This window comes from Aquidulcibacter paucihalophilus (assembly GCA_030285985.1).
In the GTDB taxonomy this organism is placed as follows: Bacteria; Pseudomonadota; Alphaproteobacteria; order Caulobacterales; family Caulobacteraceae; genus Brevundimonas.
In genome coordinates this window covers 117,783-142,323 of sequence record CP127384.1, presented here as the reverse complement: position 1 = coordinate 142,323, position 24,541 = coordinate 117,783, and the positions used below count along the sequence as shown (strand labels likewise).

The 24,541-nt window shown below is 68.6% G+C and carries 19 protein-coding genes; 9 read left to right on the top strand and 10 right to left on the bottom strand.

Annotated features, from left to right (window positions below):
- Positions 1 to 35: 35 nt before the first annotated feature.
- A complete protein-coding gene (locus KB221_00765) occupies positions 36 to 905 on the top strand; it encodes an MBL fold metallo-hydrolase (protein WIY69571.1) in 870 nt (289 codons plus the stop codon).
- Between the two features lie 15 nt (positions 906 to 920).
- Here the strand turns inward: KB221_00765 and KB221_00760 are convergent, their stop codons facing one another.
- Entirely contained in the window at positions 921 to 1,784 is an 864-nt protein-coding gene (locus KB221_00760; protein ID WIY69570.1) for an HAD family hydrolase, read from the bottom strand.
- 442 nt (positions 1,785 to 2,226) lie between these two features.
- On the opposite strand from KB221_00760, the gene KB221_00755 reads away from it, so the two are divergent.
- Positions 2,227 to 4,179 (top strand): hypothetical protein, encoded by a 1,953-nt coding sequence (locus KB221_00755; GenBank protein ID WIY69569.1) that lies wholly within the window; start codon positions 2,227 to 2,229, stop codon positions 4,177 to 4,179.
- A gap of 4 nt (positions 4,180 to 4,183) precedes the next feature.
- On the opposite strand, the gene KB221_00750 is transcribed toward KB221_00755, so the two are convergent.
- On the bottom strand, positions 4,184 to 6,508 hold the full coding sequence (locus KB221_00750; protein WIY69568.1) for an ATP-binding protein: 2,325 nt from the start codon (positions 6,506 to 6,508) through the stop codon (positions 4,184 to 4,186).
- A gap of 151 nt (positions 6,509 to 6,659) precedes the next feature.
- Here KB221_00750 and KB221_00745 point away from each other — a divergent pair, with 151 nt between their 5' ends.
- The 4 genes from KB221_00745 (at position 6,660) to KB221_00730 (ending at position 9,837) form a co-directional block, all read left to right on the top strand.
- Positions 6,660 to 7,064 carry a metallopeptidase family protein gene (locus KB221_00745; GenBank protein ID WIY69567.1) on the top strand — a complete coding sequence of 135 codons (405 nt, stop codon included), beginning with the start codon at positions 6,660 to 6,662 and terminating at the stop codon, positions 7,062 to 7,064.
- A gap of 182 nt (positions 7,065 to 7,246) precedes the next feature.
- Positions 7,247 to 8,404: a 23S rRNA (adenine(2503)-C(2))-methyltransferase RlmN gene (gene rlmN, locus KB221_00740; GenBank protein WIY69566.1), complete on the top strand. Its 1,158-nt coding sequence runs from the start codon at positions 7,247 to 7,249 to the stop codon at positions 8,402 to 8,404.
- Positions 8,405 to 8,558: 154 nt separating this feature from the next.
- The gene (locus KB221_00735; protein ID WIY69565.1) at positions 8,559 to 9,002 is read left to right on the top strand and encodes a DUF350 domain-containing protein; all 444 of its coding nucleotides are present in this window, start codon (positions 8,559 to 8,561) and stop codon (positions 9,000 to 9,002) included.
- Positions 9,003 to 9,006: 4 nt separating this feature from the next.
- The gene (locus tag KB221_00730) at positions 9,007 to 9,837 is read left to right on the top strand and encodes a serine protease (protein WIY69564.1); all 831 of its coding nucleotides are present in this window, start codon (positions 9,007 to 9,009) and stop codon (positions 9,835 to 9,837) included.
- Between the two features lie 3 nt (positions 9,838 to 9,840).
- On the opposite strand, the gene KB221_00725 is transcribed toward KB221_00730, so the two are convergent.
- The 5 genes from KB221_00725 to KB221_00705 all read right to left on the bottom strand — a co-directional run bounded on the left by KB221_00725 (position 9,841) and on the right by KB221_00705 (position 17,997).
- Positions 9,841 to 12,735 carry a pitrilysin family protein gene (locus tag KB221_00725; protein WIY69563.1) on the bottom strand — a complete coding sequence of 965 codons (2,895 nt, stop codon included), beginning with the start codon at positions 12,733 to 12,735 and terminating at the stop codon, positions 9,841 to 9,843.
- Positions 12,736 to 12,829: 94 nt separating this feature from the next.
- Positions 12,830 to 13,717, bottom strand: a complete 888-nt coding sequence (locus tag KB221_00720; protein WIY69562.1) for a hydrogen peroxide-inducible genes activator — start codon at positions 13,715 to 13,717, stop codon at positions 12,830 to 12,832.
- A gap of 253 nt (positions 13,718 to 13,970) precedes the next feature.
- A complete protein-coding gene (katG, locus tag KB221_00715; GenBank protein WIY69561.1) occupies positions 13,971 to 16,220 on the bottom strand; it encodes a catalase/peroxidase HPI in 2,250 nt (749 codons plus the stop codon).
- A 114-nt stretch (positions 16,221 to 16,334) separates the two neighbouring features.
- On the bottom strand, positions 16,335 to 16,718 hold the full coding sequence (locus KB221_00710; protein WIY69560.1) for a VOC family protein: 384 nt from the start codon (positions 16,716 to 16,718) through the stop codon (positions 16,335 to 16,337).
- Positions 16,719 to 17,205: 487 nt separating this feature from the next.
- A complete protein-coding gene (locus tag KB221_00705) occupies positions 17,206 to 17,997 on the bottom strand; it encodes an EcsC family protein (GenBank protein ID WIY69559.1) in 792 nt (263 codons plus the stop codon).
- Between the two features lie 132 nt (positions 17,998 to 18,129).
- Between KB221_00705 and mdh the strand changes: the two genes are divergently transcribed.
- Positions 18,130 to 19,092: a malate dehydrogenase gene (gene mdh / locus KB221_00700; protein WIY69558.1), complete on the top strand. Its 963-nt coding sequence runs from the start codon at positions 18,130 to 18,132 to the stop codon at positions 19,090 to 19,092.
- 228 nt (positions 19,093 to 19,320) lie between these two features.
- On the opposite strand, the gene KB221_00695 is transcribed toward mdh, so the two are convergent.
- Positions 19,321 to 19,839, bottom strand: a complete 519-nt coding sequence (locus tag KB221_00695; GenBank protein ID WIY69557.1) for a YbjN domain-containing protein — start codon at positions 19,837 to 19,839, stop codon at positions 19,321 to 19,323.
- Between the two features lie 62 nt (positions 19,840 to 19,901).
- The gene (gene zapE, locus KB221_00690; protein ID WIY69556.1) at positions 19,902 to 21,005 is read right to left on the bottom strand and encodes a cell division protein ZapE; all 1,104 of its coding nucleotides are present in this window, start codon (positions 21,003 to 21,005) and stop codon (positions 19,902 to 19,904) included.
- Between the two features lie 148 nt (positions 21,006 to 21,153).
- Between zapE and KB221_00685 the strand changes: the two genes are divergently transcribed.
- Together KB221_00685 and rarD are read left to right on the top strand one after the other, a co-directional pair.
- On the top strand, positions 21,154 to 22,200 hold the full coding sequence (locus KB221_00685) for an aspartate-semialdehyde dehydrogenase (GenBank protein ID WIY69555.1): 1,047 nt from the start codon (positions 21,154 to 21,156) through the stop codon (positions 22,198 to 22,200).
- A 5-nt stretch (positions 22,201 to 22,205) separates the two neighbouring features.
- On the top strand, positions 22,206 to 23,132 hold the full coding sequence (gene rarD, locus KB221_00680; protein ID WIY69554.1) for an EamA family transporter RarD: 927 nt from the start codon (positions 22,206 to 22,208) through the stop codon (positions 23,130 to 23,132).
- A gap of 109 nt (positions 23,133 to 23,241) precedes the next feature.
- Here the strand turns inward: rarD and KB221_00675 are convergent, their stop codons facing one another.
- A complete protein-coding gene (locus tag KB221_00675) occupies positions 23,242 to 24,378 on the bottom strand; it encodes a serine hydrolase domain-containing protein (protein WIY69553.1) in 1,137 nt (378 codons plus the stop codon).
- Positions 24,379 to 24,541 lie beyond the last annotated feature (163 nt).

The window sequence follows — 24,541 nt, the reverse complement described above, 5'->3', positions numbered from 1 at the left end:
ACCTAATATGTTGAGGCCAACAAGGGAGCTCCCGCATGTCCATCAATGCCCCGATCGTTGAAGGCTTCTTCGACGCCGCGACCCACACCATCACCTACCTTGTCGCCGACCCCGTGACCGGGGCCGCGGCCGTCATCGACCCGGTGCTCGATTTCGAGGCGGCCAGCGGCCGGACCTCGACGGTCTCGCTTGAACAGGTCCTCGCCCGCATCGCCGAACGCGGCCTGACGCTCGAGCGGGTGCTCGAGACCCACGCCCACGCCGACCACCTGACCGGCGCGGATGAAATCCGCCGCCGCACCGGTGCCCCCATCGGCATCGGCAGCCGCATCACCGAGGTACAGAAGGTCTTCGGCGTCCTGTTCGAGGCGCATGACGTCACCGCCGACGGCGTGGTCTTCGACAGTCTCTATGCCGACGGCGCGCGCTTCGAACTCGGATCGCTGCCGGTCGAGGTGCTGCACACACCCGGCCACACGCCGGCCTGCGTCAGCTATGTGATCGGCGACGCGGCCTTCGTCGGCGATACCCTGTTCATGCCCGACTACGGCACGGCGCGCTGCGACTTCCCCGGTGGCGACGCCCGGACGCTGTACAAATCGATCCAGCGCCTGTTCGCCCTGCCGCCGGAGACCCGCGTCTTCGTCGGCCACGACTACCTGCCCGAGGGCCGCACCGACTTCCGCTGGGAGACGACGGTGGGTGCCGAGAGAGCCGCGAACATCCACCTTGGCGGCGGGCGGTCCGAAGACGAGTTCGTCGCCCTGCGCGAGGCCCGCGACGCCACCCTCAAGGTCCCGGCGCTGATCCTGCCCTCGCTCCAGATCAACATACGTGCGGGGGCCCTGCCGCCGGCCGAAGCCTCGGGCAAGCGGTTCCTGAAGCTGCCGCTGAACGCGATCTGACGACCGGCTTCCGGTTCAGAGAACGTCCGGAACGGTCCCGGCCGTGATGGCGATCCGGCCGATCAGACCCTTGACGATCAGGTCCAGGGCCGAGCCCTCGCGATAGTCGGCGGCGGCGACGAAATTGACCCGGTCCTCGGAGATCAGGCCGTAGATCTTCTGCTGGTCGCGCTCGGAGTTGCGCGGGTCATAGACCGCGATCGAATAGCCGCCCTTGGTGTGCATCATCTTCATGGTCGGCACGTCGGTGTCGCCGTCGCCGAGGAAGATCATCCGTTCGAACGGCACCGGCCGGTCGTCGTCGGCCATGAAGCGGTTGATCTTGTCGTGCTCCCAGTGGTTCAGCACGCCCTTGTTGATGCGGAACAGATACTGGGTCTTGGTCGTGTAGTTGACCCCGACCGCCGGCCAGATCGCCACGCCATGGTCGTCATAGACAAACTTGGATGCGAAAACGTGCCGGAACTCCGGCCGGATCGGACAGCCGTCGATCATCTCCTCGAGCCCCGCGGAGATGATGTAGTGCTCGATCTCCAGCCCGTATTTCTCGCCCATCGCATTGATGCGGTCGAACCAGCCCTTGCCGGTCAGATCGGATTTCAGGCCGTCGAACAGCTTCACGTCCTCGCCATGCTCGGCCAACAGCTTGCGCGTGATCGGCGCATTGTTCTCGCGCGCCTGCTTCAGCATCAACTGCATGTACATCAGGATGTTGTCGCCGTCGGCATCACGGGTCAGCTTGTCCGCCGCCCCCCAGAAGTCGCCGATCCCCATGCCGATCGACGGAATGAAGGTCACTTCCTGCATGTTGCCGCGCGCGAGCGTGCCGTCGAAATCATAGATCAGCGCGGTCTTGAGGCGTTTGGGCGAAGCGGCCATCGGATGTCCAGGGTGGCGGAGATCAGGGTCCATACCAGAAAACCTCCAGCGCACGTATCGCGCTTGCGCCGGCCCGGACAGCGCGAGAAGGCCTGATCGAGGCTGTCCCCCGTCCTGCCTGTCACCCGCTTCAGCGTGCATCCTGGTCTTTCGTCGTGCCGGGGCGCTGGTTCATCGAACGGCACAGGAGGCTGCCGGATCAGGATGCTAGGGCCGGGCGGGCGCTCCATTTGCAACGCCCGGGAACGGCCGGACAGACATGCGTACAGGCGGGATCGGATCGAAGGCAGCGCTGCTCTGCGCGGTGCTCATGTGCGCGGTAATGGCCGGGTGCGGTGGCGGCGGGGGTGGAGGCGATGGGGCCGCCGACCCGGGGCAGCCACCGACCACGCCGCCGCCGCCTCCGCCACCGCCTCCGCCACCGCCACCTCCGGGGGGCGCGGTGATCACGCCGCTCGGCACGCCGCGCATCATCGTGTCAAACAGCCCCACGATCACCCATCTCAGGAACCAGCTCAGCTCCAACGCGCCGGCTGCGGTGCGTTTCAGACAGTCGGTCGATCTGCAGGTCGCGAACGGCAACGTCTACGGCATGGAGCCCTGGCACATCGCCTTGATGGGCCAGGTCACCGGGGCGGCCAGCTACTGCGCCTATGCCGTTTCCAGGACAGATGCCTATGTCCAGGCTGAGGAAAACCGGATCGCCAACGGCGTGACGCCCGAGGTCGCCTACGACAGCTACCTCTATGTCGGGGAGCACATCGGCAACCTCGCCATGGTCTACGACTGGTGTCGCGCCAGCATGACGACCGCCCAGCGCACGCGCTGGAAGGATTTCGGCAATCAGGCTGTCTGGAATGTCTGGAACCACAGCGAGGCCCGGTGGGGCACGAGAACCGTTCCCTGGTCAGGCTGGTCGGTCGATAATCCGGTCAACAACTATTACTATTCCTTCCTTGAAGCCACGATGCTGCTGGGCCTCGCCACCCAGGGCGAGAACGACCTGGCCGACGGCTGGCTCACCCAATTCCGAACCACGAAGATCGAGAACCAGCTGATTCCGACCTTCAACGCCGATCTGGTGGGCGGGGGCTCGCGCGAGGGCACCGGCTACGGGGTCGCGATGAAAAACCTGTGGCAGCTGTACGACTGGTGGGAGCGATCCACAGGCGAGCGACTGGCGGCGCGTTCACCGCATACGCTGGCGTCGATCCCGTGGCTGCTCCACGCCATCGTCCCAACGCTCGACCGTATCGCCCCGACGGGCGACCATGCGCGTGACGAGCAGGCGCTGCTTTTCGACTACCATCGCGACTACCTCCAGAAACTGGCGATGCTCTTCCCCGACGAGCGTATTTCGGGCGTTGTGAAGACCCTGCTGGGGCAGTCGTCCGTCCGGCAGATGAGCCAGCATTTCATGCGGTACTCGGACTATATCTACGACATGGTCGCGATCACCCCGCGGCCGCTGACCGAGCTCTCCACCGCCTATTGGGCCAGCGGCACAGGCAGCTTCTCCATGCGCGACGACTGGACGACGACGGCCGCCTACGCGAACTTCATCTGCGGACCGCTGACCGAAAGCCACGCGCACAAGGACCAGGGAAGCTTTGTGCTCTTCAAGGGCACCTGGCTCGCCTACGACGCCAATATGGACGGCCGCTCGGGCATCGAGCAGGAACAGAAATACCACAACACGGTCCGGTTCGAGACCAGCGCCGGCGCCGGGATCAACCAGGCCTATGACCGGTCCTGCACCATGGCGGCCCTGGCGAACAATCCGGGCTGGGCCTATGCGTCTGCCCAGATCACGCCGATGTACACAGCCGCGTCCGGGGTGACCAAATCCGAGCGTGAGTTCGTCTTCATCAAGCCGTCGACCTTCGTGGTCTACGACCGCGCCCAGACCAGCGTCGCGAACGCCCGCCACATCTTCACGATGAACTTCCCGGCTCCGCCGACGATGAACGGCAATCTGGCCAGCCTGGTGATAGGCGCCAACCGCTTTGACATGAGACGCATCGTCCCGGCGGCGGCCACCGTCACCATGACCCGTTGGCAGGACGTCAACAGCCAGTACGTGCCGCTCCCGTCCAACCCGCCTCCGCCGCCGAACACTGCGACGCGGTTCGACGTGGTTGAACCGGGCGCGGGGGGCAGCTCGGAGTTCCTGCATGTCATCGGGCTGAATGGATCAGCGACCCAGGCCGTGGCGTCCAATGCGGCCGGCCAGACGGGGGCCAGCGTCACGCTCGCGGATGGCCGGGTGGTGACGGTGCGGTTCAATCAGAACAGCCGCGGCGGCTCGATCGAGATCCGTTCGGCGGGCGGGGCGATTCTGGAGTCCGGGGCGCTTCCGAACACGATCCAGGCGCCGCCGATCTACGCCCACTGACCTGTCAGCCCAGCCGCAGCTCCGGTGCCGCCGCCACGCCCGCGGCTTCCAGCGGCAGGTGCAGGATGAAGGTCGCGCCCTTGCCGGGCTCGCTCTCCACCTCGGCCCAGCCGCCGTGCAGCTCGACCAGGGCCTTGACCAGGGCCAGGCCGACGCCCGGACCGCCACGTTCGCGGCGCACGAACCGGTCAAAGACATGGGCCTGCAGGTGATAGGGAATGCCGCGACCGGTATCCTCGACCTGGATGCGGACTTCCGTTGAGGAGGCTTCGGCGGCCAGGGTGACCGAACCGCCTTCCGACACCGCGCGCGCGGCGTGATCCAGCAGATGATCCAGCGCCTGACCGATCCGCTGGGCGTCGGCCCGGATTGGCCGCAGGCCGTCGGGACCCTGGACCGTCAGACGGGCGCCGCGGGACTCGATCCGGGCCCGGACCCGTTCGGCGGCCCCGTCCAGCAGGTCGCGCACCCGCACATCACCGAGCGTCAGCTCCATCTCGCCGGCGTCGATCTGGGCCATGTCCAGCACATCGTCGATCGAACTGGCCAGCTGGCTGGCGGCGACGCGGATGGCGCCGGCGTGCTGGCGGCTGCGCTCGGGCAGGTCGCCCTGCATCTCCAGCAGCTCCGAATAGCCGACGATGGTGGTCAGGGGCGTGCGCAGCTCATAGGAGACGCTGCCCACGAACTCGCGCTTCAGCGCCGTGGACTCCTCCAGCGCCTGGGCCTTGGCGGCCAGGGCCTGTTCCAGTCCGCGCCGGGCGGTCACATCGGAAAAGGCCACCAGGGTGGCGCCGTCGGGCAGGGGCCGGGTCAGCCAGGAGGCGATGCGGCCGTCGGTGGTCTTGCCCTCGCCCGCGATCGGCACCCGGCTTTCGGGATCGGGATCCGCCACCCGCGCCTTCAGCCCCAGCCACAGGGCCGGATCGGGCATGGTCGACTGGCACAGGGCGGCGACGGCATCGAAATCGCCGGCCGCGTCCAGCGCCTCTCCGGTCACGCCCCAGAAGGCGTCGAAGGCCTCGTTGTGCAGCCGGATCCGCCCGTCCGAGCCGAACACGGCCACGGCGTCGTTGAGCTTGTCGAGCGTCGCCGTCTGCACCTGGATCTGGGCGTTGAAACGGCTGCGCAGTTTCAGCTCGTCGGTGATGTCCGAGAACAGCAGCAGCACACCGCCCAGCGGATGCGGCTGGCGCACCACCCGCAGCGTCCGGCCGTCGGGCAGGGACCAGCTGTCGTCGGGCGCGGCCTCGGAGGCGCCGTAGAAGTCCAGCTCCTTGGCCTTCCAGCCGGCATAGTCGATGACCTCGGGCAGCAGGCGGCGCTGGCGCAGCCGGTCCAGCAACTCGGCATGGGTCGGCCGTTCGTCCAGCCAGGCCGGATCGATGTTGAACAGGGTCTGGAAGGCGGTGTTGTGGAAGGCCAGCCGCTTGGACGGGCCAAAGATGGCGACCGCGTCGGCGAGGTGGTTCAGCGTCTCGTCATGGGCCTCGACGTGACGGCGCAGGGTGTCGCGGGTCTCCTCCGCCTCGGTCATGTCCAGCGCGAAGGCCAGCACCGCGCCGGCACCGCCCTGCACCGGCTCGGCCACGATCCGCCAGGCCCGCCGCCGTCCACCGCCGGTGGTCCAGCGGAAGCCGTCCTGATGCTGGTGCGTCCGCCCCGCCTCCGCGACGATGGCATCGGCCCCGCGGTCGAAGCTCAGCCCCTTCTCGCGCGCCGCCTCGACGCTCTCGGCCTTCATCTCGGTCAGCCAGGCCTTGTTGGCCCAGGCCAGCCGCCCGGCGGCGTCGGTGATCCAGGTCGGTGCCGGATAGGAATCGGCGAGCAGGCCCAGGCCACTCTCGGTCGCCGTCCCGACCAGCCCCAGCCGTGACAGCCTCAGCCAGGCCGCGCCTGCCGAGGACCGGCCCTCGACCGACCACGCCCCGCCCGAGCCCTCAAGGACCGCGTCGAAAGCCTCGCCCTGATCGATGAGGGCGTCCAGCCGCGGTCCCGCCGCCCGTCGCGCGGCGTCCAGCACCACCAGCCCCGGATCGCGCTCATGATCTTCCTCGCTGGCCAGTTCACGCGTCAGGGCCGCCCAGGCCTGCGGCGATCCCAGGCGTTTGGTCTGACCGTCGGGCGCCAGGGCCAGCCGGACGTCCTCGAATGCCGCCAGCGCCCCGTCGCGATCGGCCAGATCGACGAGGGCCGCGGCCAGTTCGGACTCCGCCACCTGGTTGCGCGCCGCCAGCCGGCCACGCAGCCGTGCCGCCCAGGCGCTGAGGGCCAGGGCCAGCCCGGCGGCGCCCGCGGTCGCGACATAGGCGATGTCGGCCTCGGCCATGGTGTCCTGTCAGCTCCCCGGCGTGATTCGGTAACCATACCTGAAGAGGGAACAGGGACTAGGGATTAGGGATGAGAGACCGCGAATGCCGGGTCCTGCGGCGGCCACGACCCTTCCCAACCCCATCCCTCATGCCTAATCCCTCATCCCCATGACCTGGACCACCCAAGCCGCCCCCTCCCTCGACGACTTCGCCCGGCTGGCGCGTGAGGCGTTCGACGCCCTGCCCGAACCGTTCCGGTCGCTGGCCGGCGAGGTGGTCATCCGCATCGACGATTTCGCCGACGAGGAGACGCTGGCGATGATGGAGATGGAGGACCCGTTCGAACTGACCGGCCTCTACCACGGCGTCGACCTCGGCGGCCGCGACTCCCTCGGCCCCGCGGCCGAGCCCTCGCGCATCTTCCTGTATCGCCGCCCGATCCTCGACGAATGGTGCGAACGCGGCGACGTCGGTCTGTCCGAGATCATAGCCCACGTCCTTATCCACGAAATCGGCCACCATTTCGGGCTGGATGACGACCGGATCGATGAGGTGGAGGGCGGAGACGAATAGGTGATTGGTGGCTGGTGATTGCAGCTTCACGGCCTGCGGAAGGGCGACGCCGCCACATCGGCCCCGCAGGCGGCGGCCAACCACCAGCCACCAATCACCAACCACCCGGCGAAGCCGCCCCGCCTTAAAACCCGCACGATCTGTGGTATAAGCCGCTTCTCCCTCGCCCACAGGATGTCGCCTTGAGCCTGACGCTCGACCTTTCCCGCACGTCCGCCGCCAAGCCCGCGGCCCCCGTCAACCTGTCCGGTCTGACGCGCGGGGGTCTGCGCCAGGCGCTGATCGACGCCGACATCTGCCCGCCGGAAAAGGCGAAGATGCGTGCCTCGCAGGTGTGGGGCTGGATCCACCACTACGGCGTCACCGACTTCGCCGCGATGAGCAACATCGCGAAGGATACCCAGGCCAAACTCGCCGCCGTCTTCACCCTCGCCCGCCCCGAGATCGTCGAGCGTCAGGTGTCGAAGGACGGCACGCGCAAATGGCTGATCCGCACAGCCCCGGGCATTGAGATCGAGACCGTCTACATTCCGGACGTCGGCCGCGCCGGCGCCCTGTGCGTCTCGTCCCAGGTCGGCTGCACCCTGAACTGCACCTTCTGCCACACCGGCACCCAGAAGCTGGTCCGCAACCTGACCGCCGCCGAGATCGTGGCCCAGGTCCAGGTCGCGCGCGACGACCTCGAGGAATGGCCGTCGCCCAAGGAAGACCGCCGCCTGTCGAACATCGTCTTCATGGGCATGGGTGAGCCGCTCTACAATCTGGACCACGTCGCCGACGCTATCGACATCATCTCGGACAACGAAGGCATCGCCCTGTCGCGCCGCCGGATCACCGTCTCGACCTCGGGCGTCGTGCCGCAGCTCGACGCGCTCGGGACCCGCACCCAGGCCATGCTGGCGATCAGCCTGCACGCCACCAATGACGCCCTGCGCGACGTGCTGGTGCCGCTGAACAAGAAATACGACCTCGAAAAGCTGATGGCCGGCATCCGCGCCTATCCCAGCCTGTCCAACGCCCGCCGCGTGACCTTCGAATACGTCATGCTGAAGGGCGTCAACGACAGCCCCGACGAGGCTCGCGCCCTGCTGAAACTGATCGAGGGCATTCCGGCCAAGGTCAATCTGATCCCGTTCAATCCCTGGCCCGGCACCGACTATGAGTGTTCGGACTGGAAGACGATCGAGCGGTTCGCGGCCATCCTGAACAAGGCCGGCTACGCCAGCCCCATCCGCACCCCCCGTGGCCGCGACATCCTCGCCGCCTGCGGTCAGCTCAAGTCCGAGAGCGAGAAGCTCCGGGCCTCGGCGGTGCGCAAGGCGGCGGCGGAAGCAGCCTGAGGGATGAGGGATGAGGCATCCGGGCCGCCTTCCTCCCTCCTCCCTCATCCCTCATCCCTTCGGACACACTTCTTCACCAACTGTGTCCCCGCCCCCCTTGCGGATTGGGGCGAAATCCGGGCAATCGTCAGCGGGGCTCTGACAACGGACAATCATGGATTCCTCGTCCCTCACCACCCTGCTTGAAAGCGCCGAGGTCCAGGCCTTCGCGACCGGCTTTCCGACGACCCTGGCGCATCTGGGCGTCACGCTCGCCCTGCTGGTCATGGGCGCGATCCTCTACGCCCTGTTCACGCCGTGGAAGGAGATCGCCCTGATCCGCGAGGGCAATGCCGCCGCCGCGGTGGCCTTCTCCGGCGTCCTGGTCGGCCTCGCCGTTCCGCTGGCGGTCAGCCTGAGCGTTTCGACCTCGCTCAAGGACATCGCCCTGTGGGGCGTCGCCACCGTGGTGCTGCAGCTGCTGGCATTCCGTCTCGTCGACATGATCCTGACCGGCCTGCCGCAGCGCATCCGCGACGGTGAGATCGCCGCCGCCGTCCTGCTGGTCGGTGCCAAGCTGTCGACCGCCCTGATCCTCGCCGCCGCCCTGACGGGCTGAGGCCGTGGGTTTCCCCAGACTGCCGGACTGGCTCGTCTATTCGCTGGTCGTCAGCGCCCTCGTCATCTGGTCGCTGCAGCTGCGCGAGAATGCGGACGCCCCGCCGGCACCCCCCGCGCCGGACGAGGTCGAGGGTGCCCTGCTGGGGCCGATCACGCCCTTCGATCCCGCCGTCACCGTCAATGCGCCGGACATTCCCTTCCAGCCGAGTTCCGGCACGGCCTTCTCCATCTCGCGCGACGGTCGCTGGGTCACCGCGCGTCACGTCGTCGAGGGATGCCGGCGTCCGGCCATCCTCGTCGGCGGCGGGCGTGCGGTCGCGGCGGACGTGCGTCTCGCGCCCCGCGCGGACATCGCCGTCCTGCTGACCCGGGGCGGACCGGACGCCATTCCGGTCCAGGCCGCCCAGGGCCTGCGCGAGGGCCAGCGCGGCTTCCATCCCGGCTACCCCCAGGCACGCGCCGGCGAGGTCGCCTCCCGTCTGCTGGGCCGCGAGACGCTCAGGGTCCGGGGTCGCGGCCAGCGCGACGAGCCGGTTCTGGCCTGGGCCGAGGTTGGTCGCACCGACGGTCTGGGCGGCACGCTTGCGGGCCTGTCGGGCGCGCCGGTGCTGGACCGTCAGGGCCGCGCCGTCGGCGTCACCATCGCCGAAAGCCCGCGCCGGGGCCGGATCTACACCACCTCGCCCGACACCTTCGGCCCGGCCATCCGCGGCGTGCAGAAGGCCGACGAACCGCTCACCGGCCGCCTCGTCACCGTCGACAACTATGGACTGGTCGCCGACGACCTGCGCCGTGATCTGAGGGTCGCGCAGGTCGTCTGTCTGTCTGCCTGAGGCCTACCTCAGCGTCACCGAGTCGATGTTCAGGCTCGACAGCGGCACCACCTCGATATTCGGGTATTTCGCCCGCAGCGCGGTCAGGAACACCGCGGCGTCGCCGACGATGACCAGGCTGGCGCTCGAGGCGGGCAGGTGTTCCGCCGCCGCGGCGCGGATGGCCTCCGGGGTCACGCCGTTCACATCGTCGTCGTAGCTGGCCAGGCTGGTCAGCGGCAGGCCGTAGAGCGCGAGGTTGGCGACCAGGCCGCCGAGGCCGTCGACGGTCTCCAGCTGGCGGCCGAACGAGCCGATCAGGGTCGCGCGGCGCGGGGCCAGTTCGGCCTCGGTGGCGGTGGTCGCCGACAGACGGGTGATCTCTGCCAGGATCAGTTCGGCCACCTCCGGCACGGCGTCGTTGCGGGTCTGGGCCGAGGCCGAAAGGATTCCCTCGTCCGCGCGCGCGCCGAGACCGGAACTGGCCCCGTAGGACAGGCCGCGTTTGATGCGGATCTCCTGGTTCAGACGCGCGGAGAAGCCGCCGCCCATCAGGCTGTTGCCGACCAGAAGCGGGAAATAGTCCTCGTCCGTGCGGGCGATGCCGCGCAGGGCCGCGACCACCGCCGCCTGACCGGCACCGGGCTGATCGATCACGATGATGCGCGGTGCGACCAGCGCCCCGGCCGGATCGTCGATCGTGGCCACGGTTCCCGCCGGATCGCGCCAGTCGCCGAAGGCTTCCTCGGCCAGGGCGTAGGCGGCCTCCGGCGTGATGTCGCCGGAGAAGACCAGCGTGGCCTGGCTCGGCCGGTAGCGGCCCTCATGGAAGGCGACCAGATCCTCGCGGGTCAGGCCCGGAATCGTGCCGGGCGTGCCCGAGCCGGGCAGGGCGTAGGGGGCTTCACCGAACACCGCGCGGGCGGCGGCCAGGCTGGACACCGGTCCCGGCTGCGACAGCTGCACCCGCAGGCCGTTCAGGGTCTGGGTCTTCTCGCGGTCCAGCTCCTCGGCGGCATAGGCCGGATTGCGGACCACATCGGCCATCAGGGCCATGGTCTGGGGGAAGACGTTGGACGGCGAGGAGGCGAAGACATTGGTGAAGTCCACGCCCGCGCCCGCGCCGATGTCCGCGCCCAGCCGTTCGATCTCGGTGGCGATCTCGGGAGCGGTGCGGCTTTCGGTGCCTTGCGTCAGCAGGGAGGCGGTGAAGTTGGCGACGCCCGCCTTGCCCGCCGGATCGTCCGATGTGCCGGCATCGAAGCTCAGCCGGGCCGAGATCAGCGGAAGGCCGGCCTTGCGGGCGACCAGCACCCGCATGCCGTTGGCCAGACGGCGCTCGGCCACCTGCGGCGTGGCAGCGTCGACGGCGGGCCCCGGTTGCGGCAGCGGCGTGCGCTGGCCCTCGGGCAGCAGGGTCACCGGCTCGTCGGCCGGAGCCAGGGTCGCCAGGGTGATCGGTGCGGTGAACACCTCCTGCACCGGCGAGGCCGGGTTTTCGGCGTCGGCCTGCAGATAGCGCATGGCGATGGCCCGGTCGTCGCGCAGGTACGCCCGCGCCACCCGCTGCACATCGGCCACGGTCACGGCCTGGATATTGGCCACGTCCCGATCCGCGCTGGCCGCCTCGCCGGTCATGATCAGGGTGTAGCCCAGGGCGAAGGCCCGGCCGTCGATGGTCTCCAGTCCGCGCAGGGCGCTGGCGATCAGTTCGGTCTTGGCCTCGGCCAGTTCGGCCTCGGTGACCGGCTCGTCACGGATGCGGGCGACCTCGGCGCGCAGGGCGGCCATGCCTTCATCCGGCGTATGGCCGGCGCTCATGATGGCCGAGGTGTTCAGCACCCCGACCTGCTGCTGCTGGCTGTTCGACGACGTCGCTTGGGTGGCGATCTGCTGGCGATAGACCAGCGACTGGTACAGCCGGCTCGACTCGCCCGTCGACAGGATGCCGTCCAGCACGTCCAGCGCGGCCCGGTCCGGGTGGTTGTAGGGCACGGTCGGCCAGGTGATCTGCACCATCGGCAGGGGGACGTTGGGACCATAGAAGGTCGCCTCGCGCGCCGTGCCGAAGCTCTCGGGCACATTGTTGACGGGCAGGGCGCGGTCGGGGTTCTCGATGCCGCCGAAATAGCCGTCGATCCAGGCGTCCAGCTGGGCCTGGTCGAAGTTTCCGGCCACGATCAGATAGGCGTTGTCGGGCCGGTAGAAGGTCTCGTGGAAGCGCAGCACGTCATCGATGGTGGCGGCGTCCAGATCGGCGATCGAGCCGATGCCCGGGCGGCGATAGGGGCTGTCCTGGAAGATGAAGGCCTGGGAATGCAGGCGCTGGAACCGGCCATAGGGCGTCGACAGGACGCGCAGGCGGAACTCCTCCTTGACCACGTCACGCTCGCTCTCGAACGAGGCCTCGTCGACGACCAGCGACCCCATCCGCTCGGACTCGGCGAACAGCATCCGCTCCAGATGCTGGGCCGGCACGGTCTCGAAATAGTTGGTCACGTCCAGGCCGGTGGAGGCGTTGTTCGAACCGCCGACGTCCTCGGTCAGCCGGTCGAAGGTCTCCTGCGGCAGGTTCCGGGTCGCCTTGAACATCAGGTGTTCGAACATGTGGGCGAAGCCGGAGCGGCCTTCCGGATCGTCCTTGGCCCCGACCTTGTACCAGACCTGCACCGTGACATTGGACGTGGCCGTGTCGCGCGCCGTGAAGACCCGCAGGCCGTTCGGCAGGGTCCGCTCGGCGAAGCCCAGCGGCGGGACGACGATCTCGCCGGGAGCGGCAGCGCGCTCTTCCGCCTCGGCCACCTCAGCCGCGGCCATGACATCAGCCGCTGCGCCGTCCGCGTCAGACAGGGTGGCGCAGGCGGACACGCCCAGCATCAGGGCAGCGATCGAGGCGGCGGCGAACAGGCGGGACTTCATGGGCAGGGCTCCGGACGCCCGGCGCACGCGGGCGCGCGAACCCTATCAGGGCCGAAAGGCCGCGCACCTTACGGAGTCGTAATGAAGCGGACGCTCAGTCCAGCTTCAAGGCGTCCGCCAGCAGCCTCGCCTCGGCCGCCCGGCTGGAGCCGGCGCGCCAGGCCACCACGATCTCGCGGCGCGGGGCCTTGGCCGCGATCGGCCGCACCACGACGCCGGGCAGATCGGCCAGTCCCGCCCGCACCGCCATCTCGGGCAGGAAGCTGACCCCCAGCCCGGCCGAGACCATCTGCACCAGCGTATGCAGGCTGGTCGCCGCGAAAACGTCCTCGCCGCGCGGCGGTTCGATGCCGAAGGCGGCCAGGGCGTGGTCGCGCAGGCAGTGGCCGTCCTCGAGCAGGATCAGGTCCTCGGCCTTGAGCGACCCCGCCGGGATCGGCCCGGTCCCGGCCAGCACATGGCCGACCGGCGCGGCGGCCAGGATCTCGTCGTCGCCGATGCGGGCGTGGTCGATGCCGTGCGAACTGTAGGGCAGGGCGATCACCGCCGCGTCCAGCTGGCCCGCCTTCAGTCCGGCGATCAGTCGCGGCGTCAGGTCCTCGCGGATGAACAGCCGCAGCGCCGGCCATTGGGCCTTCACCCCCGGCAGTTTGGCCGGCAGCAGGAAGGGGGCGACCGTCGGAATGACGCCCAGCCGGAACCGGCCCGACAGCGGCTTGCCGGCATTGCGCGCCGCCTCGACCAGATCTTCCGTCCGGGCCAGCACGTCCTCGCCGCGCCGGACGGCCTCGGCCCCGACGGCGGTCAGCTGGATATTGCCGCGCGTCCGCTCGACCACGGGCGCGCCAAGAATCTTCTCCAGTTCCTGCACCCCGGCCGACAGCGCCGGCTGGCTGACATGCGCCGCCTCCGCCGCCCGGCTGAACGAGGCGTGCTCGGCCAGAAGCTTGAGATACTGGAGCTGACGAAGGGTGGGGAGCATGGCCGTCATATAGGCGCTCGCTATCGTTTGGCCAAAGACAATCAGACCGCCTTATGAGATTGGTGGCGTCGAGTTCATCACAACGGGCACGACGGGGTCACAACGGGCACAACGGGGTCCGGGGCCTTTCAATCGATGCGGCGAAGCCGCGATCTCATGACCCAGAATGAATCCGCGAACGAGGAACCGTCACCGCTCCCGTCGTGTCCCTTGTGCCTTCCGTTGTGCCCGCCGTGATGAACCCTTCAGCGGCTCAGGCGGCCGCCGCCCCGAACTCTTCCTTCAGGGTCAGGTCGAAGCGGTCGGCGTTCATCACCTTGATCCAGGCCTTGACGAAGTCCTTCACGAACTTCTCGCCCGCATCGGCCGAGGCATAGACCTCCGACAGGGCCCGCAGCTGGGAGTTGGAGCCGAACACCAGATCGGTGCGCGTCGCCGTCCAGCGTTGTTCGCCGGTCAGACGGTCCGAGCCGACGAAGGTCTCGTCACCGCTGGCATCGACCTGTTTCCAGCCCGTGCGCATGTCCAGCAGATGGACGAAGAAGTCGTTGGTCAGCTGGCCCGGCCGGTTCGTGAACACACCGTGCTTCGACCCGCCGTGATTGGCACCCAGAACGCGCAGGCCGCCGACCAGCACCGTCATCTCCGGTGCCGTCAGGCCCAGAAGCTGCGCCCGGTCGACCAGCAACTCCTCGGTCGGCACATTGAACCGGACCTGCAGATAGTTGCGGAAGCCGTCGGCCTTGGGTTCCAGTACGGCGAAGCCCTCGACGTCGGTCTGGTCCTGGCTTGCGTCGGCCCGGCCCGGGGTGAAGGGCACCTCGATCGCGTGACCGGCCGCCTTCGCCGCCTTCTCGACGCCGACGGAGCCGCCCAGCACGATCAGGTCGGCGATGGAAACGATGCGCTCGCCGTCAAAGTCGCCCTTGATGGCCTCATACACCTCCAGCACATGGGCCAGCTTCGTCGGCTGGTTGACCTCCCACGACCGCTGCGGATGGAGCCGCAGCCGGCCGCCGTTGGCCCCGCCGCGGTGGTCCGACCCGCGATAGGTCGCCGCCGCCGCCCAGGCCGTCGAGACCAGATCGGCCACGGTCAGGGATGAGGCCGCGATCTGCTCCTTCAGTGCGCTGATGTCCGAGGCGGTCAGGTCCGGGCCCGTCCGCGCCGGGATCGGATCCTGCCAGATCAGGTCCTCGGCCGGGACTTCCGGCCCGAGGTAGCGAACCTTGGGCCCCATGTCGCGGTGGCACAGCTTGAACCAGGCGCGGGCGAAGGCGTCGCCGAAATAGTCCGGATTGCCGCGGAATTTCTCCATCACCTTGCGGTATTCCGGGTCGAATTTCATCGCCATGTCGGCGGTGGTCATCATCGTCGGCACCCGCTTGCCCGCCGTATGGGCGGCGGGGGCGAGGGTCCCGGCGGGGTCGCCGACGGGGTGCCACTGTTTGGCTCCGGCCGGGCTGCGGGTCAGCTCGTACTCATGGTCCAGCAGCATGTCGAAATAGGTCATGTCCCACTGGATCGGCGTGGGCGTCCAGGCACCCTCGATGCCGGAGGTGATGGTGTCGTCACCCATCCCGCTGGCATGGCCCGAGATCCAGCCCATGCCCTGCTGGGCGATGTCGGCCCCCTCGGGCGAGACGCCGACCTTGGACGCGTCGCCCGCGCCGTGGGCCTTGCCGAAGGTGTGGCCGCCCACCGTCAGGGCCACTGTCTCCTCGTCGTTCATCCCCATGCGGGCAAAGGTCTCGCGGATGTCGCGGGCCGACTGCAGGGCATCCGGCACGCCGCCGGGGCCCTCGGGGTTCACATAGATCAGGCCCATCTGGATCGCCGCCAGCGGGCTTTCCAGCGCCATCTCCCTGTCGGGCTGGATGCGGGTCTCATTGCCCTCCTCGCCGACCCATTTTTCCTCGGTGCCCCAGTAGACGTCCTTCTCGGGTTCCCAGACGTCGGCCCGGCCGCCGCCGAAGCCGAAGGTAGGCCCGCCCATGCTCTCGATCGCGACATTGCCGGCCAGGATCATCAGATCGGCCCAGGACAGGCTGGCCCCGTATTTCTGCTTGATTGGCCACAGCAGGCGCCGCGCCTTGTCGAGGTTGCCGTTGTCCGGCCAGCTGTTCAGCGGGGCGAACCGCTGCTGCCCCGCACCCGCGCCGCCGCGACCGTCGCCGGTGCGATAGGTGCCGGCCGAGTGCCAGGCCATGCGGATGAAGAAGGGGCCGTAGTGGCCATAGTCCGCCGGCCACCAGGGCTGGCTGTCGGTCATCAGGGCGGTCAGGTCGCGCTTCACCGCCGCATAGTCCAGCGACTTGAAGGCCTTGGCATAGTTGAAGCCGTCGCCCATCGGGTCGCCGGTCCGGCCCTGCTGGTGCAGGATGTCCACGGCGATCTGGTTCGGCCACCAGTCGCGGTTGGTCCGACCGATCAGCGAGCGCAGCGCGGCCGGCTCCTTCTTCGGATCATTGAGGGGGGTGGCTCCGCCGGCGTGTCCGTCCATGGTGTCCTCCTGCTGCGTCTGGGCGCGATTGGATCGAACCTAGACCTTTCGCCTCAGGAGGGAAAATCGATAAACCCTGTCATCAGGAACAGGAAAATCTATCGACCCGCCGGATCAGGCCACCGCGCCGTGCTCCATCATGAAGGCGTTCAGCTTGTTGCCGTCGGGGTCGCGGAAATAGGCGGCGTAGAAGCTGTCCCCGCGCGGCCCGGGCGGTCCCTCGCACGTTCCACCATGGGCCAGGGCGATCTCGTGCAGCCGATGGATCTGGTCGCGCGACGACGCTTCCAGCGCCACCATCACCCCGTTGCCGACGCTGGCCGCCTGCCCGTCGAAGGGCTTGGTCAGCCCGATCCCGGCGCCGCCGCCCGGCGTGCCCCAGGCGATCGCCCCGGGCCATTCCATCATCCGCGACGTCCCCATCTCGGCGGCGATCGCATCATAGAATTTCGCCCCCCGCTCGAGGTCGTTGGTGCCCAGCGTCACATAGCCGATCATGTTCAAACCCTCCCTTTCGACAATCAGACAATATGAACAAAACAGGAACGTCAAGCGCTCGGAGTGTGAGGCCCGGGCCGGGCGGACAAATGGTGAAGGTTCGGACACGAAGATTTTTCAGTGAAGCTTAACAATAGGGTCACAGAATACCCACCGGTATACGGAGGATTGCCCGATGCTTCGCCGCCCTCGAGACCTGGCGCCGGTCTCCCAGCTCGCCGTAGTTTATATCGGCGTTCCGGGCATATTTTACGCCGCCGTCTTCCTTGTCTATCGGGCCCTGACCTAGCCCCCGCGAGAGGACCAGACGCGCAGCTTGCAGAGTTTGCAGGTCATCATGCCTGGCCGACTCCGGCTCTGGGTGAAATGGTGCGCGCGGCCGGGATGTTTAAGCAATCTCACAATCAGCTTCAGCATGTGATCCCCCCGATCTTTGCAACATCGCGATATCCGGAGTCGACGCAAGCCTGGCCGCGTTCGGGGCGCCTCAGCCGGGCGGCGGCGGACCAGCCTCCCCCAGCCACCGCAACCGGCACGCCATCATCGCCGTCTCGCCGAGCCGGTCGACCAGCCGCCAGTTGACCACGGCCCCGATGGGCGCGCCGACGACCGGGATCAGCTGCGCCAGCTTGGCCAGGTCGATGTAGTCCCGGTACTCGATCTGGAACCGCCGCCAGTCGTAGTCGGTGATCGCCTCCGGCTGGTCCGCGCCCGCGATCCAGCGCTCCAGTTCCGCCAGCGCCTCTGGCCGCCGCTTCGCGCTGGCGAAGGCGAGGTGGAAGATGTGCAGCAGGAACAGCCGCTCGCGCACCGTATCGCCGCCCCAGCCATAGGCCCCGGCGACATCGCCCAGCATCCGCACCTTGATCGCCATCAGGGCCGGGAAGTCCGCCGCCGCCAGCACGAAGCCGCCCGCGCCCGCGACCCCGCCCTCGACGCTGGCCGTCGTGCGGTAGGCCTTGATCCTCGCCCGCGCCCGAAGCTCCCGCGCCGCCAGCGAGCCGTCGACCGTGGGCCGGTTCGGAATCAGGTCCGAGCCGAACAGGATGCCCTTTGTCATGGCCTCGACGCCGGCCGTGATGATGGCGTGGACCCGCTCGGGGATGATCCGGTTGATCCGCTCCTGGGTCCCGCGCGTGGCCTTGTCCCAAAGGCCGGGCCGCTTCAGCACCTTCGCCCGCCAGGCCGCCACTTCCGCTCGAACAGTGGTTTCGTCGACGATGGTGATCAGGTCGGCCGGCGTGTCCTCGGCGGCGATGATCTCGGGCAGGCTGGCCATGACGGCTCCGGGTGACGCGGGGTTACGGTTGCAGGCGAAAGCGCACGGGTCTAGACCGCCGCCAACGCTTTCCCTCCCCACCCATACACGGCCTCAACTAGCGCGAAGCGCGACAGGCCAACGGAGAAACTCATGGCTCGCGCGAAGATCGCCCTCATCGGGGCCGGCATGATCGGCGGCACCCTGGCTCACGTGGCGGCGCGCGAAGCGCTGGGCGACATCATCCTGTTCGACATCGCCGAGGGCACGCCCCAGGGCAAGGCGCTCGATATCGCCGAGGCCACCGCCGTCATCGGCACCGACGTCGCCCTCAAGGGCGCCAATGACTATGCCGACATTGCGGGCGCCGACGTCTGCATCGTCACCGCCGGCGTGCCGCGCAAGCCGGGCATGAGCCGCGACGACCTGATCGGCATCAACCTCAAGGTCATGAAAGCGGTGGGTGAAGGCATCCGCCAGCACGCCCCCGACGCCTTCGTCATCTGCATCACCAACCCGCTCGACGCCATGGTCTGGGCCCTGCAGAAATTCTCGGGCCTGCCCAAGGAGAAGGTCGTCGGCATGGCCGGCGTGCTCGACTCGGCCCGCTTCGCCTGGTTCCTCGCCGAGAAGACCGGTGTCTCCATCCAGGACATCCACGCCTGGACGCTCGGCGGTCACGGCGACGACATGGTGCCCATGGTGCGCCACTCGACCGTCGGCGGCCTGCCCCTGCCCGACGCCGTCAAGGCCGGCATGCTCAGCCAGGCCGAGCTGGACGCCATCGTCGACCGCACCCGCAAGGGCGGCGGCGAGATCGTCGCCCTGCTCAAGACCGGCTCGGCCTTCTACGCCCCGGCCGAGAGCGCCATCGCCATGGCCCGCTCCTACCTGCTGGACCAGAAGCGCGTCCTGCCCTGCGCCGTCTGGCTGTCGGGCGAATACGGCCTGAAAGACCTCTACGTCGGCGTCCCCGCCCTGATCGGCGCGAACGGCGTGGAAAAGGTCATCGAGTTCACCACCAATGACGACGAGAAGGCGATGTTCGCCAAGTCGGTGGAGTCGGTCCAGGGCCTGATCCAGGCCTGCAAGGACATCGACGGTTCGCTGGCGTAAGCGCACCCGACACACTGGTCTGAAAGGGGCCGCAGAGCGATCTGCGGCCCCTTTTGCTTTCGTCATCCTCCGGCGAGCGCAGCGAGACCGGGGGACCCAGCGGCGCCGCGACGGCGGCGAAACACCACTGTGTCCAGCATTGGCGCTCCCGGCAGGGTCGCGCTCACGCGCGCCGCTGGGTCCCCCGGTCTGCGCCGCGAAGGCGCGGCTTGCCGGAGGATGACGATACTATTGCGCGGGTGCCGCCGGCGCGGCGGCCGCCGCCAGCCCCTGGGCGAACTGGCGCAGCATCTGCAGCCAGATCACCGTCGGCTCCTGCAGCTGGGCCGTCCCGGTGCCCGGCAGCACGGCGTCATACTGCACCACTGCGGTCGCGTCTCCGCCGGGCGCGGCCGGAATGTGGAAGGCCTTGAGGAAGCGGTTTTCGCGGTTCCAGGCATTGATCTGATCCTGGGTGATCGGGCCCGTGAAGATGGCGCTGAACTGGACGTCGTCGCACAGGCTTGGCCCGCAGCCGTAGAAGGTCAGGTTCCACGGCAGGGGCTCGTCGGCGACCTTCAGGCTGGTCACCCCGTCGCTCACCACCGGCTCGCCCACCGAACCGCCCAGGCTGGTCAGCCAGGCCCGGGTCTCGGCGATGGACACGCCGTTGGTCGAGGCCGCCGCGGGCGGCGGCGTCTGGGCCAGGGCGGCGCCGGGCAGGGCGACGGACAGGGCGAGGGCGGACAACAGGACGGGCAGGCGCATGGGCGATCTCCAGGGACGGCCGAAGTTAGATCGATCCGGCCAAGCGGAATTGTGGCGCCGGCCTACGCTGTTCTCTCGCGCGCCAGCCAGTCCGCGCTGGCCATTTCGTTGAGCCGCGAAACCGTGCGCTCGAATTCGAAGGCACCGACCCCCTCGCGGTACAGGGCTTCGGGCGCGGCCCCGGCCAGCACCACCAGCCGCGTCCCGGCTTCGTAGAGGGCGTCGACGAGGGTCACGAACCGCCGCGCCGCCTGATGATTGTCGGGCCCCAGGATCGGGACATCCTCAAGGAACAGGGTGTGGAACCGTTCGGCGATGGCCAGATAGTCCTGCGGCCCCAGCGCGGTCTCGCAGAGTTCGGCGAAGGTCGCCCGCGCCAGCCCTCCGTCGGTGCGCGTGATGACCACCTCGCGCCCCAGTACGGTCAGCCGGGTCGGCGATTCCTGCTGCTCGCCCTTCAGCTGCTCCCACAGGCCCTCGAACCCCATGCGCCGCCCCATGTCGGTCCCGGTGTACCAGACCCGCGTCCCCATCAGCCGGTCCAGCCGCCAGTCCCGCGCGCCCGAGACGCTGACCACCACGCATTTGCGCTCCAGCATGGCGATGAAGGGCAGGAAGAGCTGGCGGTTGATGCCGTTCAGATACAGCTGGTCCGGCGCCCGGTTCGAGGTCACCGCCAGCACCACGCCGCGCTCGAACAGGGCCTCGAACAGCCGGCCCAGGATCATGGCGTCGGCGATGTCTGTGACCTGCAGCTCATCGAAACAGAGCAGCCGCGCCTCCGAGGCGATCAGCTCCGCCACCGGCTTGATCGGGTCGTCGCCCTTCGACTGGCCAAACACGCGTTTCCGCGCCTTCGCATCCCCCTCGCGCCACTGGCGGACCAGATCGTGGACCCGGGCCATGAAGGCGTGGAAATGGGCGCGGGTCTTCCGCGGCTCGGGGACGGAGGCGCAGAACATGTCCATCAGCAGGGACTTGCCCCGCCCCGGCGGGCCCCAGAGATAGACGCCGCGCACCTCGGGATGGCCCCCGAACAGGCCGCGCCGGCCCAGGTCCTTCTCCAGCCGGGTCAGGGCCTCGACCACGGGAATCTGCGACGGATCGGGCGTCAGCCGGCCTTCGGCCAAACGACGGTCATAAGCGGTGCGTATGCGTGAGGGCATCGTTCTCGGGCTTAGCGGCGCCCGCGACCGCTGAAAAGCGATTGCTTCGCGCCCGCGAAAGCCTACATCCCAGTTTCATCCCCGCATTCCGCCCTCAAGCAGCGAGCGACCGCGTCGCGAACACAGGGCGTCCGAAGGACCAACTCCTATGGGTTACAAAGTCGCCGTCGTGGGCGCCACCGGCAATGTCGGCCGGGAAATGCTGAACATCCTCGAGGAACTCGAATTCCCCGTCGACGCGATGCACGCCGTCGCCTCGCGCAAGTCCAAGGGCGTCGAGGTGTCCTGGGGCGACAAGACGATCAAATGCGAGGACATCGAACTGTTCGATTTCTCGTCGGTCGACCTGGTGCTGATGAGCGCCGGCGGCGACGCCTCGCGCCTGTGGTCCGAGAAGATCGGCAAGGCCGGCCCCATCGTCATCGACAACTCCTCGGCCTTCCGCATGGACCCGGACGTGCCCCTGATCGTGCCGGAAGTGAACCCGGACGCCATCAAGCTGGCGACGAAGAAGAACATCATCGCCAACCCCAACTGCTCGACCGCCCAGCTGGTCGTGGCCCTCAAGCCCCTGCATGACGCGGCCAGGATCAAGCGCGCCGTGGTCTCGACCTATCAATCGGTCTCGGGTGCCGGCAAGGCGGGCATGGACGAGCTGTGGAACCAGACCAAGGCCATCTACGGCCTCGGTGACGCCCGGCCGAAACTGTTCCCCAAACAGATCGCCTTCAACGTCATCCCCTTCATCGGCACCTTCCTCGACGACGGCTCCACCGACGAGGAAGCCAAGATGTGGAACGAGGTCCACAAGATCATGGACCCGTCGATCAAGCTGACCGTCACTTGCGTGCGTGTGCCGGTCTTCGTCGGCCACTCCGAGTCCGTGAACCTCGAGTTCGACCGCCCCATCAGCCCCGACGAGGCCCGCGCCCTGTTGCGCGACGCCCCGGGCGTCATGGTCATCGATAAGCAGGAGCACGACGGCTACATCACCCCCGTCGACGCCGCCGGCGAACACGCCGTCTATGTCAGCCGGATCCGCAAGGATCCGACGGTCGAGAACGGCCTGTCGCTCTGGATCGTCTCCGACAACCTGCGCAAGGGTGCCGCTCTGAACGCCGTCCAGATCGCCCAGCTGCTGGACGAGACCGGGACCATCAAACCGTCCTCGGGGTATCGCAGCATCACGGTCTGACGGCCGTGCCATCCGCACCGCCCGTCGCGCCCCGCGCCGCCCTGGTCTCGGCCTTCGGCTGCTACATCATGTGGGGCTTCATGCCCCTGCTCTTCATGGGGCAGGGCGCGCTCGGCTTCGACTCGCTCGAGATCCTCGCCCACCGCGCCCTCTGGTCGGTGGCGGTCGCGGGCCTGCTGGTGTTCCTGGCGAAACAGGGCGGCCAGGTGCGGGCCGCCTTCGCCTCGCCGAAGACCCTCGGCTGGCTGACGGCCTCGACCCTGCTGATCGGCGTCAACTGGGGCCTCTACGTCTGGGCCACCACCCACCACGCGACGCTCGAGGCCAGCCTCGGCTACTATATCAACCCGCTGCTCAACATGGTCGTGGGCCTGTGGCTGTTCCGCGAGAAGATAGACAAATGGGGCTGGGTCGCCATCGGCCTGGCCGCCGTCGGTGTGGCCTTCCAGACCGCCGCCCTCGGTCGCCCGCCATGGATCTCCATCGTCCTGGCGATCAGCTTCGCCAGCTATGGCGTCATCCGCAAACGCGTGCCCATCGACGCCCAGGCCGGCCTGCTGGTCGAATGCCTGCTGCTGGTCCCCTTCGGCCTCGCCTGGGTGTTGTGGCTGCAGCACACGGGCGCGGGCGTCGCCTTCGACAGCCCGGTCAACACCCTGTGGGCCCTCGCCAACGGCCCGGCCACCGTCCTGCCCCTGGCCCTGTTCGCCTGGTCGGCGCGGCGTCTGCCGCTGTCGACCATCGGCTTCATCCAGTTCCTCGCCCCGACGCTGCAGTTCGCGGTCGGGGTGGCGACGGGCGAGGCCCTGACGCCCCTGCGGATCATCAGCTTCGCCTTCATCTGGGGCGGCGCCGGCGTCTTCGCGGCGGCCGCCTTCTTCCGGCACAGGGCCGCGCGCGAGGCGCTGAAACGGTCGGCGGAGCCGGTCTGAAGACGTGATTGGTGGTTGGTGATTGGTGGTTTCGGGTTCGATCTGCCGGTGTCGTCCTGCACCAATGGCGGCGGCATCAACCACCAATCACCAACCACCAATCACCCCCTCACAACCCCCCGTACACCGCCTCGACCAACCGCACCGCCCGCGGGTCGCCGATCAGATGCGGCGACTGGCGCGTCATCACATAGGCGCCGGACACCCGCGCGTCCGGATCGGCGAAGGCGCACGATCCGCCCCAGCCGCAATGGCCCGCCGCCGTCGGATTGGGCCCGAAGATGTGCAGGCCCTCATTGCGCATCAGCCCCGCCGCCCAGCTGATGTCGAACGGCAGGACCCTGTCGCGGCCATGAATCCGCTCGCGCAGCATTTCGGCCCGCACGCCCGGCGACAGCACGGTCCGGCCGTCCAGCGCGCCGCCATTGGCGATCACCGCCATGATCCGCGCCAGGTCCTTCGCCGTGCCGTGCAGATTGGCCGAGGGCAGCTCCATGGTGCGCCATTCCGCCGAGCCGCGCCCGCCCGGGGCCGAGCCGGTGTCGAGGAAGGCGGCGCGCTTGACCTCATCAATCGTTCCCAGGTCGGGCGCCGACGTCGGCTTCTTCATCTGCGCCACGCGGCCATGCTCGGCCTCGGGCAGGCCGATCCACAGGTCCAGACCGGGGAAGTCCTCACGCAGCGCCGTCCCCATGCTGCGTCCGTCCACGAGGCGGAACAGCTCCCCGGCCAGAAGGCCGATGGTGATGGGGTGATAGCCGGACGCCGTCCCCGGCGCCCACATCGGCGCCTGTTCGCACAGCCGCGACAGCGCGGCCTCGCGGTCGAACCAGATCGACGGCTCCACAGAGGTGTCGAACCCGGGCAGCCCGGCCTGATGGCTCATCAGCTGCCCGACCGTGACCTGCGCCTTGCCGGCCTGCCCGAACGCCGGCCAGTAGCCGGCGACCGGCCGCTCATAGTCCAGCAGGCCGCGCTCCACGCAGGTCGCGATCAGCAGCATCATCACCGCCTTGCCGGTCGAGAACACCGGCGTCAGCGTGTCCTCGCCATAGGCAATGGTCCTCGCCGCATCCGCCCAGCCACCCCACAGATCGACCACGACCTCGCCGCCGACACAGACGCTGAACCGCGCGCCCTGTTCGTTGAGTCCTTCGGGCGCGTCGGTGAAGTTGGCGGCGAAGGCGTCCTTCACGGCGGCGAAGCGGGGCGGGCAGAGGCCTTGGATGTCGGGGAGGGTGGTCATGTGTCCGTACTAACCACCCCACCCCCTTTCGTCATCCTCCGACAAGCCGCGCAGCGGCGCAGATCGGGGGACCCAGCGGCGCCGCGACGGCGGCGACCCAGCGGGCGGCGCGAAGCGTCAAACACTGCGCTCCCGACAGGTTCGCGCTATCGCACGCCGCTGG

What these genes read in the sequence shown, in the direction of transcription:
- KB221_00750 (WIY69568.1), bottom strand. Translation starts at nt 6,508, where the DNA reads ATGGCCGAGGCCGACATCGCCTATGTCGCGACCGCGGGCGCCGCCGGG.
- KB221_00705 (WIY69559.1), bottom strand. Translation starts at nt 17,997, where the DNA reads ATGGCCAGCCTGCCCGAGATCATCGCCGCCGAGGACACGCCGGCCGAC.
- KB221_00710 (WIY69560.1), bottom strand. Translation starts at nt 16,718, where the DNA reads ATGATCGGCTATGTGACGCTGGGCACCAACGACCTCGAGCGGGGGGCG.
- KB221_00725 (WIY69563.1), bottom strand. Translation starts at nt 12,735, where the DNA reads ATGAAGTCCCGCCTGTTCGCCGCCGCCTCGATCGCTGCCCTGATGCTG.
- KB221_00675 (WIY69553.1), bottom strand. Translation starts at nt 24,378, where the DNA reads ATGACCACCCTCCCCGACATCCAAGGCCTCTGCCCGCCCCGCTTCGCC.
- KB221_00685 (WIY69555.1), top strand. Translation starts at nt 21,154, where the DNA reads ATGGGTTACAAAGTCGCCGTCGTGGGCGCCACCGGCAATGTCGGCCGG.
- zapE (WIY69556.1), bottom strand. Translation starts at nt 21,005, where the DNA reads ATGCCCTCACGCATACGCACCGCTTATGACCGTCGTTTGGCCGAAGGC.
- KB221_00720 (WIY69562.1), bottom strand. Translation starts at nt 13,717, where the DNA reads ATGCTCCCCACCCTTCGTCAGCTCCAGTATCTCAAGCTTCTGGCCGAG.
- katG (WIY69561.1), bottom strand. Translation starts at nt 16,220, where the DNA reads ATGGACGGACACGCCGGCGGAGCCACCCCCCTCAATGATCCGAAGAAG.
- KB221_00735 (WIY69565.1), top strand. Translation starts at nt 8,559, where the DNA reads ATGGATTCCTCGTCCCTCACCACCCTGCTTGAAAGCGCCGAGGTCCAG.
- mdh (WIY69558.1), top strand. Translation starts at nt 18,130, where the DNA reads ATGGCTCGCGCGAAGATCGCCCTCATCGGGGCCGGCATGATCGGCGGC.
- KB221_00760 (WIY69570.1), bottom strand. Translation starts at nt 1,784, where the DNA reads ATGGCCGCTTCGCCCAAACGCCTCAAGACCGCGCTGATCTATGATTTC.
- KB221_00695 (WIY69557.1), bottom strand. Translation starts at nt 19,839, where the DNA reads ATGCGCCTGCCCGTCCTGTTGTCCGCCCTCGCCCTGTCCGTCGCCCTG.
- KB221_00765 (WIY69571.1), top strand. Translation starts at nt 36, where the DNA reads ATGTCCATCAATGCCCCGATCGTTGAAGGCTTCTTCGACGCCGCGACC.
- KB221_00745 (WIY69567.1), top strand. Translation starts at nt 6,660, where the DNA reads ATGACCTGGACCACCCAAGCCGCCCCCTCCCTCGACGACTTCGCCCGG.